Origin of the sequence: Nevskia sp., assembly GCF_023266035.1 — a bacterium.
Taxonomy (GTDB): domain Bacteria; phylum Pseudomonadota; class Gammaproteobacteria; order Nevskiales; family Nevskiaceae; genus Nevskia.
The window spans coordinates 1-11432 of record NZ_JAHFRY010000106.1 but is presented as its reverse complement, the minus strand read 5'-3'; the positions used below and the strand labels follow the sequence as shown (position 1 = coordinate 11432).

The window sequence follows — 11432 nt, the reverse complement described above, 5'->3', positions numbered from 1 at the left end:
CTACCGGCACCGCGGCGATGATCGCGGGCATGCGCGCCATGTACCAGTTCGACGTGGCCCATCGCGCCAATGCCTTCAACAAGGTCGAGAACCTCGGCGTCACCGTCACCGAGATCAAGGACGGCGAAATCTATGATCGCGGCGGCGTGAAAGTCCGCGCCTTCTCGGTCTGGCACGACGATGGCAATCCGGCCTATGGCTATCGCGTCGGCTACCAGGGCCGCTCGGTGCTGTTGTCTGGCGACACCACGTACTCGGACAATCTGGTGAAAGCCGGACGCGGCGTCGATCTGATCGTCCACAACGTCGTGGCAATGAGCAAACGTCTCAGCGATGCCGCGGAGATGGGACCGGTGCTCGGCAAGCTGACGACGCCGGAGCAGGCTGCCAAGGTGTTCCAGCAGGACCAGCCTCGTCTGGCCGTGTTCTCCCACATCGTCAAGAAGGAGTTGCCGGGACGCGATGGCGACAAGACGATCCTGCAGCGCGTGCGCAAGGCCGGCTACGACGGCCCGCTGGAAATGGGCTACGACCGCATGGTGATCGAGATCGGCAACTCGATACACGTGCAGGCGCCGGGCAGCACCGACGACCTGCCCGAAGTCGATCGCAAGGCCTCGTACGCGGCACCGTAAGGAGTTTGCCGATGGCACCGAAACAGCTCGTGCAGGAATGGGTCCGCCGATTCAACGCTGCCGACATCGAAGGATTGGCAGCGCTCTACGCCGAGCAGGCGATCAACCATCAAGTGGTGATGGCACCGCTGCATGGTCGCGAGGCGATCCGGCAGATGTTCCAGACCGAATTCGGCCGGGCGCAGATGGTCTGTCTGATCGAGAATCTGTTCGAGGACGGCGAGTGGGCGATCCTGGAATGGCGCGATCCGAACGGCCTGCGCGGCTGCGGCTTCTTCCACGTGCAGCAGGGCAGCATCGTCTTTCAGCGCGGCTACTTCGATCAGCTGTCGTTCTTCCGGTTCAATCAGCTGCCGGTGCCCGAGCGCTATCTCGGTAGCTGAACCCGATACCTGCCGTCGAAATCTCTCTGAAGTCGCCTCAGCCGTTCAACAGCTCAGCGTCGTCCAGACGCGCAGCCTTGATATCGAAGGTGAACATCGGCGCTTGCCCCTCGGAACTGCACAAGCCCACGTGCAGGCAGTCGGCGAATTCGGCCTGTGCTTGTCTGTAGGCGTGTAGCGCTCGTTCGACTGCGGCCTCGGACTGGATCTGCAGTTCACGCGCTTCCAGCAAGGCATTGATGGTCTGCAGGATGGCGCGCTTGTCGAAGCCGTAGCGGGAGCGCAGCACCCATTCCAATTCGAGAAGGACGGTGCAGGGAACGAACAAGCGCTCCTGACGTGCCGTCACTGATCTGAACAGGGCGTCGACCTGATCGGATTGCTGTTGATCATCATCGACCAGCCAACGCACGAGCACGTTGGTATCGAGTCCAGCCATTACCGACGGCCGATGTTCATCTCGTCGATCGCCACTTTTCGACCCTTGCGGGGCGGCTTGAGCATGCCCTTGAGGTCGTTGATCGAGCGGGTCTTGGCGCGCATCACGGTCGTCCCGTCATCGAGCTGGGTGAACACCACTCTTTCACCGACGACCAGGCCGAGCGCTGCGCGGATATCGGCCGGGATGGTGATCTGGCCTTTGCTGCTGAGGGTCGCTTCGGACATGGCGTGATTCCTTACAAGATGCGATTTTGTAAGGATATCACTCCAGGCTTTGAACGCTAATTGCAGCCGACGAAGCGGTCGAAATCCCGCCGGGGCAGGCCAGCGCTAGTCGCGCGGCAGGCACAGCTGGTAGTGCTTGCAGGTGAACGAGTAGCTGACCGGCTTGATCGCTTTCAAGCCATCCAGCCCCTTGCTCTGAAACTGCGCCTTGTAGCGCGCGACACGCGTGTCGTAGTCCTTGAGCAGCTTCTGCTTGACCGGTTCTTCGACGAAGGAATACTTCAGCGAGTTGCGGCCGAGCTGGACGATTTCTTCCCAGGACAGATTGAATTCGCGCACGGCGACGAAGTATTCGTCGGTCATGTTCGAATCCCACATGCCGCGATCGTCGGTCGATAGCGCGACCGGGATGCCGGCGCGCAGATACTCCGGGAACGGGTGCTGCTGGAAGTTCTGCACGTACTCGAGCAGCAGATTGCTGATCAGATTGATCTCGACCATGTACGGCCCATTGCGCATCAGCAGCATGGTGTCCGGATCGGTGATCAGATTGTTGCCGTGACCGATGCGCTCGGCGCCGATCTGCAAGGTGTCGCGCACATGGTGATTCGGCTCGTCGACTTCGCCGGCGTGGATAGCCAGATGGATGTCCGGATACTGCTTGCGCAGTTCGCGCAGCGTCTGCAGGAAGCGCAGCGGATAGCCCTTGTCGTCATCCTCGCGGCCGACCATGTTGACGCCGACCCAGAGGTCGCGATGCTTCGCCGTGAATGCGTACAGGTCTTTCAGATCCTGCTCGGCGCCAGGCAGGAAGCGCAGGATCGACGACTGGAAGCGCACCGTCACACCCGTCGCTTTGGCGTCGGCATCGGCCAGCCGCTGGCGGTAGATCGCCACCGTTTCGTCGTCGCTGAAGACACTGCCATCGGCCTTGAGCTGGCCTTCCGGGCCTTCCTGGGTTTCGAGGTAGGCGAGGCCTTCCTTGCCGAAGGCCTGCATGTTCTGGAACAGGATCTCGGCGACCACATAAGGGTTGCGCCAGAGTTCGTTGAGGCGTTCCCAGTGACGACCGAAGAATTCGTTGCGGCCTTCGTAACTCTTGTCGAGCCGGATGCTGTCGAGCCAGCCCTGCTTCTCGACGGCGGTCAAATCCTGGAAGCGCTTGTACTCGGATTGCTGGCAGGCATCGAGCTGGTCGTAGCTCGATTTCTGCAAGGTACGGAACAGGATCAGATAAGGCGCGAAGCTGTATTCATTGCTGCCGTAGGGCAGGCAGTTGTTGATGCGGATCTTGGTGTAATAGGTGTAGCCGCGCGCCTGCTGGGCGATCGCCGCATCCCACCACCATTCGGACAGGCCGGCGCCGGTCAGATGATTGTGCAGATCACCGCCTTTCGGCAGCGCATAGAGAAAGCGGTACATCTGGTCCGGCGTCGCTTCCGCTTTCAGCTTCTCGAACCAGGGTTCGGCTGCTCGCAGCGGCAGGCTGCAGACGATCAGGCACAGGGTCAGAATCAGTTTCGACATCACCGGATCATTCCTGCGGGAAACACAGCTGATAGCGCTTGCAGGTGAATGAATAGCTCACCGGCTTGACGCTCTTGAGCCCGTTCAAACCGCGGCTCTGGAATTGCGCCTTGTAGCGTTCGACTCTGGTTTCGTAGTCCTTGAGCAGCTTCTGCTTCACCGGCTCCTGCACGAAGGAAAACTTCAGCGAGTTGCGGCCGAGCTGGACGATCTCCTCCCAGGACAGATTGAACTCGCGTACGGCGACGAAATACTCGTCAGTCATGTTCGAATCCCACATGCCGCGATCGTCGGTCGACAAGGCGACCGGGATCCCGGTGCGCAGGTATTCCGGGAACGGATGCTGCTGGAAGTTCTGCACGTATTCGAGCAGCAGATTGCTGATCAGATTGATCTCGACCATGTACGGGCCGTTGCGCATCCGCAGCATGGTTTCCGGATCGCTGATCAGGTTGACGCCATGGCCGATGCGCTCGGCACCGAGCAGCAAAGTGTCGCGAATGTGCTCGTTCGGCTCGTCGACTTCACCGGCATGGATCGACAGATGCACGTCCGGATAATGCTTGCGCAGTTCGCGGAAGGTCGGCAGGAAGCGCAGCGGATAGCCCTTGTCATTGTCCTCGCGGCCAACCAGGTTGATGCCGACATAGAGATCGCGGTGCTGATCGGTGAACGGATACAGCGCCTTCAGCTGATCTTCGGCATCGCCTGCAAAACGCAGCACCGTGGACTGGAAGCGCACTTCGACCCCGGTGGCCTTGGCATCGGACGCCGAGAGCCGCTTGCGGATGATGTCGAGCATCTCGTCCGGCGGGAACGCACTGCCATCCGGCTTGATGTAGCCGAGCGGAGCGTCCTGCAGTTCGAGGTAGACCACGCCTTCCTTGCCGAAGGCCTGCATGTCGCGATAGAGGATGTCGGCGGTGACGTAAGGGTTGCGCCAGAGATCGTTCAGCCGAGCCCAGTGGCCGAAGAATTCGTTGCGGCCTTCGTAATTGCGATCGAGGCGGATGCTGTCCAGCCAGGCGGTCTTCTCGACCGGCGTCAGATCCTGCAGACGCTTGTACTCGGACTTCTGGCAGGCATCGAGCTGGTCGTAGCTCGAGGTCTGCATGTTCACGAATAACAGTAAATAAGGGTGCTGGCCGTACTCGTTGCTGCCGTAGCCGGCGCAATTGTTGATGCGTACCTTGGTGTAGTAGCTGTAGCCGTGCTCGCCCTGCGCGATCGCAGCGTCCCACATCCACTCGGAACGCACGCCGCCAGACAGATGGTTGTGCAGATCGCCGCCCTTCGGCAGCGCATACAGGAAGCGATAGAGCTGCTCCGGCGTGGCCTCGGCCTTGAACTTCTCGAACCAGGGTTCGGCCGCCTGCGTGGCGGAGCCGAACAAAGTGCCGATGGCCAGCAGGGCAGTCGCTAACTTGCGCATGGCGATCTCGGTCAGAGGTACTTGAGCAGATACAGGCTGAAATACGCCGCCTGCCTGGCGGCGATCGGGCCTAGGCGCAGGTAGTCGTCATTCGGCGCTTCCTGGGCGACATTGCTGCCGGCGCGGACGACGATGTAAGGCACGCCCAGCGTTTCGCAGACATGGCCCAGCGGGGCCGATTCCATTTCCATGATGTCGTTGTGGAACTGCGCGCGCAGGATCTCGATGCGCGCCGCGGTGACGCCAAACAGGTCCGATGAAGAGACGACGCCGCGCCGCACCTTGATCTTGTAAGTCGCGTCATTGGCGGTGACTTCCGGGCCTTGGTAAGTCGCGATCGCCTGGTCGGCGAGTTTCAACAGCGCGGGCGAGGGCGAGAAGGCGTTGTCGACTTCGTGGCCGTCGATCGGGCTGTTCATCGGCCGAAAGACCATGTCCTTAGCCGTCAGGCTGCCGTAGTCATGTTCGTGCATGACGGTGGCGACGATGACATCGCCGGTACGCAGATCCAGATTGGTGCGTGCACCGGTGCCGCTCATCAGCACCAGGCGCGGCTTGAACGCGCCGATGAACAGGGTGGTGGTCATCGCCGTGTAGGTCTTGCCGATGCCGGTGATCGCCACCACCACCGGCTTAGCCCCGATATGGCCCTGCCAGTACGGAATGCCCTGCAGGTCCTTCTTCTTCGCGTCCTTCATCGCTTCGACGAAGGGCGGAATTTCCTGCGGCACCGCGCCGAGAATCAGGATGGTGTCGCTGGGCTTGTAGTGCAGCGGCTTGTCGGGCGCATCGAGCGCCTGCGCGGCGCCGGAGAGCAGGGCGAGGACAGCGATCAGCTTGTGTCGGATTTTCATGATGGGCTACTTGGTTTTCTCGGACGCGCCCGGCACATGGTCGGCATAGCTCGGCCATTCGGTGATGAGTTTCTGAACCACGATGTTGCCGACCTGATACGCCGCTTCGAGCGCCGGCACGCCGTTCTCCGGGTATTCGGCCGTGGTGCTCCAGGCCGCTTCCTTGCCCGGCGGCTGCATGCTGTAGTTGCTCGCGGTGCGCAGCACCATCACCCGATCGAGATCGACAAGCTTGTTGCGAGCCAGCCGGCGCAGCGCCGTCAGCGAGCCGCTGTCTTCCATCGCCGACATCATGAAGTTGGCATCCGGACCGGCCTGCAACTGCATCCAGTCGTTGGCCCATTTGGTCAGCAGATCACCGTGGAAATAGGTGCTCGACGACATGGTGTCGCCGATGGTCACGAACGGCGGCTTCACCGCGTTTGGATAGCCCTCGAACTGCTTGCGGAACGCGGCGATGCCCGGACTGTCGGCCACCGGATGATCCTTGGTCAGCGCGTAAGCCCACTCAGTGAGCGCTGCGTTGAGCGGGAAATGGATGGTGTCGACGGTCCAGCCATCGGCCTTGTCGTTCGGCTTCTTGGCGCCGAGCGGCAGCAGGCCGTAGGGCCAGTCCTTCGGGATTTCGCGGGCGTCGATCTCGTAGAGCAGATCGCCATCGACGACATGCCGCGCCCAGGCCGCGGTGCCCAGCGACACATCCTGCGGATCACCGCCGCCGATGCCGGTGATCAGCCAGTAGGCCTTGCTCAGATCGAAGCGCGGGTCGACGCCGAGCGCCATCACCGAGGTCGCGGCATTGGTGATGCCGCCACCGGTGCAGATCGCCAGCAGGCCGGCCTCGTTGACGTAGATCGGGTATTCGCCCATCGGGAACGGCAGTTCGGTGAGCTTCTGGCGCTCGATCCAGAACTGGAATTCACCAGGCTCGTCGCCGGTAGGCTTGCCCTTCTCGAACATGCTGACGACGACCACCTTGACGGGGATCGGTACTGCAACGGCTAGCTTGCTTTCGAGTTTCGAGCAGGCGGCGAGGGTGGCCAGTAGAGCAATGGACAGCAGCAGTCGAAGCGACATGGGAGATCCGGGTTGATTCAAGCGTTGGCGGCGAGGCTCTGATCGAGCAGGCCGAGGTAGTGACTGCGGCGCGCATCGCTGAGCCAGGCGACTTCGAAACTGTTGCGCACCAGCTGGGTGATTTCGGCGGCCTCGAAGCCGGCGTCTTCATGCAGCGCGATCAGGTTCTCGTTCATGTAGCCGCGGAAGTAGGCCGGATCGTCGGAGTTGATCGTCGCCTTCATGCCGAGCGCCAGCATCCTGCGAATCTCGTCGCCGGTGAGGTTCTGCACGACGAAGCGGTTCGACACTGGACAGACCGTCAGGCCGATGCCGCGGCGAGCGATCTCGGTACAGATTTCCGGGTCTTCCAGCGAATTCACGCCGTGATCGATGCGGTCGACGACGATGTCGTCGAGGCACTGGCGGATATGCACCAGCGTGTTCTGCTGGTTGACGTCGCAGTGCATGGTCAGCCGGTAGCCTTCGGCGCGGGCACGCGCGAACACTTCGGCAAACTTGATCGGCGGGTTGTTCTTCTCGTCGGAATCGAGACCAACGCCGATGATCCAGTCCTTATACGGCAGCGAAGACAGCAGGGTCTGCATCGCCGATTCGGCGGACAGCTCGCGCAGGAAGCACATCACCAGCTGCGATTCGACACCCAGCTCGGCGGCGGCCTGCACCTGCGCGCGATGAATGCCCTGGATCACCGTGTCGAAAGCCGCGCCGCGATTGGTGTGCGCCTGCGGATCGAAGAACATCTCGCAGTACAGGACGTTCTGCGAGCGGGTCTTGGCCAGATAGGCCCAGGTCATGTCGAAGAAGTCCTGCTCGGTGAGCAGCACTTCCATCGCCTTGTAATAGATGCTCAGGAACGACGGCAGATCGTGGAAGTTGTAGGCGGCGATCAGCGCTTCCGGGGTGTCATGCCCCAGCGCCACGCCATTGCGCGCCGCCAGCGCGAAGCTCAGTTCTGGCTCCAGCGTGCCTTCGAGATGCACGTGCAGCTCGGCCTTCGGCAGTCGTTCGATGAAGGCGTGCAGCGACGCCGCGGTCTGTTGCGATTGCATGGTGTTTCTCCTTTGCGCCCGAAGCGAATCGGGCTGCAGCGAATCAGCTGCCGCGATACGTGGAATAGCTCCACGGCGAAACCAGCAGCGGCACGTGGTAGTTCTCGGCAGGCGCGGCAATGCCGAAGCTGATGACCGCCACGTCGATGAACGGCGGTGTCGGCATCGGCACATTGCGCGCGCGGTAGTAATCGGCAACGTGGAAGCTCAGCTGATAACGGCCGGCCTTCATCGTGTCGCCTTCCAGCAGCGGGCTCGAGCAGCGACCGTCGCCATTGGTTTCGGTGCTCACCAGCAATTCCGGCAGCGCGGCATCGAGCGAATGAAGCTCGATCTTGACGCCTGCGGCCGGCGTGCCCGCATGCAGGTCCAGCACATGTGTCGTCAGCTTGCCCATGAATATCCGGTGTGGTGAATCCTGCGGAAGTCCCGCTCTCGGGGCTTCTATGGCCCGGCATTCAAGGCAATACACATGCCATTGCCGGGGTTATTTGAGGAAGATTGTCGACAAATTTGCACGGCGATCATGTACAACCCTGTCACCACCGCCGTCTGGATTGGGCGTCTCCAGACGCTATCCTGCAGACCGCCGCCACAGCTTGCTCGCACAGTTCGTGCATGGCCGATCAGCGAACTGCCCCCAGCAGCAACACCACTAGCCACCAGGAAGCATGCAAACGATGACCCACGAGAACAAGCCCGGAAACAACCGCTGGATCGCCACCCTGGCCGGCGCCTGCCTCGCCGCCGTGGCGTTGGTCGCCGATGCGCAGCAGCCGTTGAAAGTGGCCTTCGTCTACATCGGCCCGGTTGGCGATGGCGGCTGGACCTACCAGCATGATCTCGGCCGTCAGGCGCTGGAGAAATCCCTGGGCGCCAAGGTCAAGACCATTCACGTCGAGAACGTGCCGGAAACCGCTGATGCCGAGCGGGTGATCCGGCAGCTGGCAGCCGGCGGCAACGACATGATCTTCACCACCTCGTTCGGCTACATGGAGCCGACCCTGAAGGTCGCCAAGCTGTTCCCGAAGGTGCACTTCGAACACGCCACCGGCTACAAGAGCGCGGCCAATGCGGTCAGCTACGAAGCGCGTTTCTATGAAGGCGCCTACCTGCTCGGCGTCATCGCCGGCAAGATGACCAAGACCAACACGCTCGGTTTCATCGGCTCGTTCCCGATCCCTGAGGTGATCCGCAACATCGACGCCTACACGCTTGGCGCCCGCAGCGTGAACCCGAAGATCAAGACCAAGGTGATCTGGGTCGACACCTGGTATGACCCCGGCAAGGAGCGCCAGGCGGCCGAGACGCTGATCGCCCAGGGCGCCGACATGCTCTGCCAGAACACCGATTCGCCGGCCGCCGTGCAGGTGGCCGAAGAGAAAGGCGTGCACGCCTTCGGCTGGGATTCGGACATGAGCAAGTACGGCCCGCACGCGCACCTGACCGCCAACACCGAAAACTGGGGCGTCTATTACATCGACGAGATCAACAAGCAGCTGGCCGGCACCTGGACCGGCAACCGCAACACCCGCTGGGGCATCAAGGAAGGCCTGGTGGTGCTGTCGCCGCTGAATCCCTCCGTTCCGGCCGATGTCGTCAAGCTGTTCGAGGAACGCAAGAAAGCGATCATCGACGGCACGCTGCTGCCGTTCGCCGGACCGCTCAAGGACAACACCGGCGCGGTCAAGGTCGAAGCCGGCAAGGCGCTGCTCGACGAGCAGCTGCTGTCGATCAAGTGGTATGTCGAAGGCGTGGACGGTTCGATCCCAAAGTGAAGCAGTGGCTAGTGGCCAGTGATCAGTCGTCAGAGAAAAAAAGCATGCTCACGGCTGTTTTCGCTTTTGCGTCACCAGCCACTGACCACTAGCCACTGGACACTGCTTTATGGCCATCCTGTTGCTGCGCGACGCCGATGTCGTCGTCACCATGGACGCTGTACGCCGCGAGATTCGTGGCGGCAGCGTCGTCATCGACGACAACATCATTGCCTGTGTCGGCGACGAAGCCGAAGTCGGCGCCTGGATTGCCGCCGATCCGGCACGCAATCCGACGCGGACCATCAGCCTGCGCGGCTGCGTGCTGCTGCCGGGCTTGATCAACGGCCACCATCATCTGTATCAGACCCTGACTCGTGCGATCGGCACCGGCGGCGGCCTGGTGCTGTTCGACTGGCTGAAGATGCTATACCCGATCTGGGGCCGCATGGACCCGGAAGCGGTGTATGTCAGCGCCAAGATCGGCCTCGCCGAACTGCTGCTGAGCGGTGCGACGACGGTCGCCGATCATCTCTACATGTATCCGAACGGCACGCGCATCGACGACGAGATCGCCGCCGCGCAGGAACTCGGCGTGCGCTTCCATCCGACGCGCGGCTCGATGAGCGTTGGCGAATCGCAGGGTGGTCTGCCTCCGGATCGGCTGGTCGAACGCGAAGACGCGATCCTCGCCGACAGCCTGCGGGCGATCGAAACTTTTCACGATCCCGAGCGCTATTCGATGCTGCGGATTGGCCTGGCGCCGTGCTCGCCGTTCAGCGTCAGCGGCAGTTTGATGCGCGAAAGCGCCCGGCTGGCACGCGCGCATCGCAAGGTTGGCCTGCACACGCACCTCGCCGAAACCGCCGACGAGGATCGCTACTGCGTCGAGAAATTCGGCATGCGGCCGCTCGATTACGCGGAGTCGGTGGAATGGCTAGGCGACGATGTCTGGTTCGCGCACATGGTCCATCCGTCACCGGCCGACATCGCCAAGATGGCGCACAGCTGCAGTGGCATCTGCCACTGCGCGAGCAGCAACATGATCCTGGCCTCCGGCATCGCGCCGGTGCGGGCGATGGTCGATGCCGGGGTTCGGGTCGGCCTCGGGGTCGATGGCTCGGCGAGCAACGACGGCAACCACATGCTCGGCGAAGCGCGGCAGGCGATGCTGCTGCAGCGGGTCGGCTGGCCGGGCTTCGAGTCACGCGCCGATCACTTTTCCGCGCGCGAAGCGCTGGAGCTGGCGACCCTGGGCGGCGCCAGCATGCTCGGCCGCGACGACATCGGCAGCCTGCAGCCGGGCATGGCGGCAGATATGGTCGCGTTCCGGGTCGATGGACTCGAACACGCTGGTGCGCAGGGCGATCCGGTTGCCGCGCTGCTGACCTGCTCACCGGTTCGCGCCTGGACCTCGGTGATCAACGGCCGGGTGGTCGTCGACGACGGCGTGCTGCTCGGTGTCGATCTGCTGCAACTGGTGGCACGACACAATGCCGCGAGTCGGCGGTTGCTGGAGCTTTAGACGTAGCGCGGATGCTCTACTTAAACCTCGGGCCGTACTGGCCAATTGCGAAGTTGCGGTGGCCTATCAATCGCCCCGGTTTCGGTTGCCAGTCAACAGCACATTAGGCAGACTTCGATGTGCGAGTCGAAATCAGGGTACAGGTGCTAGTCATTAATTCCTGATAATTAAAAGGGAGAACTCATGTATTCGATGTTTCGTGTTATTTCGTTGCTTGCTGCTTCCTGCTTTATTGCCGGCTGCTCGTTGACGGCTCCGCAATACACGGCATCGTTGACCAACGTTCAGAAGCTTAAAGACGGCGGTATCTCTACGGCTAAGGTGGGGACTTTTACGTCGAGTAACGAGAAAGAAAATAAAAACCCGATATCACTACGCGGGTCAAGCCTGAATTCACCATATAGGGATTCTCTGATTAACCCCGTTCTGCTGCGATAAAATTCGGGTATCGGAAACAGCAAGGTGACTCAACGCCATGAAGCAGATATCGCTAGCCTCGACGGGGTTTGAGAAGTTCAGCCGGG

12 protein-coding genes are annotated in these 11432 nt (G+C 61.7%); 4 read left to right on the top strand and 8 right to left on the bottom strand.

Annotated elements, in window-relative coordinates; all coding sequences use genetic code 11:
• Together Q0D45_RS15750 and Q0D45_RS15745 are read left to right on the top strand one after the other, a co-directional pair.
• Window positions 1–635 (top strand): MBL fold metallo-hydrolase (locus Q0D45_RS15750; protein ID WP_293394778.1); only part of this gene is annotated, 635 nt, incomplete at its 5' end.
• A gap of 11 nt (window positions 636–646) precedes the next feature.
• A complete protein-coding gene (locus tag Q0D45_RS15745) occupies window positions 647–1018 on the top strand; it encodes a nuclear transport factor 2 family protein (RefSeq protein WP_293394775.1) in 372 nt (123 codons plus the stop codon).
• Between the two features lie 37 nt (window positions 1019–1055).
• On the opposite strand, the gene Q0D45_RS15740 is transcribed toward Q0D45_RS15745, so the two are convergent.
• The 8 genes from Q0D45_RS15740 to uraH all read right to left on the bottom strand — a co-directional run bounded on the left by Q0D45_RS15740 (window position 1056) and on the right by uraH (window position 8023).
• Entirely contained in the window at window positions 1056–1457 is a 402-nt protein-coding gene (locus Q0D45_RS15740) for a PIN domain-containing protein (RefSeq protein ID WP_293394772.1), read from the bottom strand.
• The gene (locus tag Q0D45_RS15735; protein WP_293394769.1) at window positions 1457–1684 is read right to left on the bottom strand and encodes a type II toxin-antitoxin system PrlF family antitoxin; all 228 of its coding nucleotides are present in this window, start codon (window positions 1682–1684) and stop codon (window positions 1457–1459) included. The genes Q0D45_RS15740 and Q0D45_RS15735 overlap by 1 nt, the downstream gene beginning before the upstream one ends.
• A gap of 105 nt (window positions 1685–1789) precedes the next feature.
• Entirely contained in the window at window positions 1790–3211 is a 1422-nt protein-coding gene (locus Q0D45_RS15730) for an adenosine deaminase (RefSeq protein ID WP_293394766.1), read from the bottom strand.
• 7 nt (window positions 3212–3218) lie between these two features.
• Window positions 3219–4643: an adenosine deaminase gene (locus tag Q0D45_RS15725; RefSeq protein WP_293394763.1), complete on the bottom strand. Its 1425-nt coding sequence runs from the start codon at window positions 4641–4643 to the stop codon at window positions 3219–3221.
• Between the two features lie 11 nt (window positions 4644–4654).
• Window positions 4655–5497 carry a 5'-methylthioadenosine/S-adenosylhomocysteine nucleosidase gene (gene mtnN, locus Q0D45_RS15720; protein WP_293394760.1) on the bottom strand — a complete coding sequence of 281 codons (843 nt, stop codon included), beginning with the start codon at window positions 5495–5497 and terminating at the stop codon, window positions 4655–4657.
• 6 nt (window positions 5498–5503) lie between these two features.
• A complete protein-coding gene (locus tag Q0D45_RS15715; protein ID WP_293394757.1) occupies window positions 5504–6574 on the bottom strand; it encodes a purine nucleoside permease in 1071 nt (356 codons plus the stop codon).
• A gap of 17 nt (window positions 6575–6591) precedes the next feature.
• Window positions 6592–7626: an adenosine deaminase gene (gene add, locus Q0D45_RS15710; RefSeq protein ID WP_293394754.1), complete on the bottom strand. Its 1035-nt coding sequence runs from the start codon at window positions 7624–7626 to the stop codon at window positions 6592–6594.
• 43 nt (window positions 7627–7669) lie between these two features.
• The gene (gene uraH, locus Q0D45_RS15705; RefSeq protein WP_293394751.1) at window positions 7670–8023 is read right to left on the bottom strand and encodes a hydroxyisourate hydrolase; all 354 of its coding nucleotides are present in this window, start codon (window positions 8021–8023) and stop codon (window positions 7670–7672) included.
• Between the two features lie 274 nt (window positions 8024–8297).
• On the opposite strand from uraH, the gene Q0D45_RS15700 reads away from it, so the two are divergent.
• Together Q0D45_RS15700 and Q0D45_RS15695 are read left to right on the top strand one after the other, a co-directional pair.
• The gene (locus tag Q0D45_RS15700; protein ID WP_293394748.1) at window positions 8298–9404 is read left to right on the top strand and encodes a BMP family ABC transporter substrate-binding protein; all 1107 of its coding nucleotides are present in this window, start codon (window positions 8298–8300) and stop codon (window positions 9402–9404) included.
• Between the two features lie 109 nt (window positions 9405–9513).
• Window positions 9514–10908 (top strand): 8-oxoguanine deaminase, encoded by a 1395-nt coding sequence (locus Q0D45_RS15695; protein ID WP_293394745.1) that lies wholly within the window; start codon window positions 9514–9516, stop codon window positions 10906–10908.
• The last annotated feature ends 524 nt before the right edge of the window (window positions 10909–11432 follow it).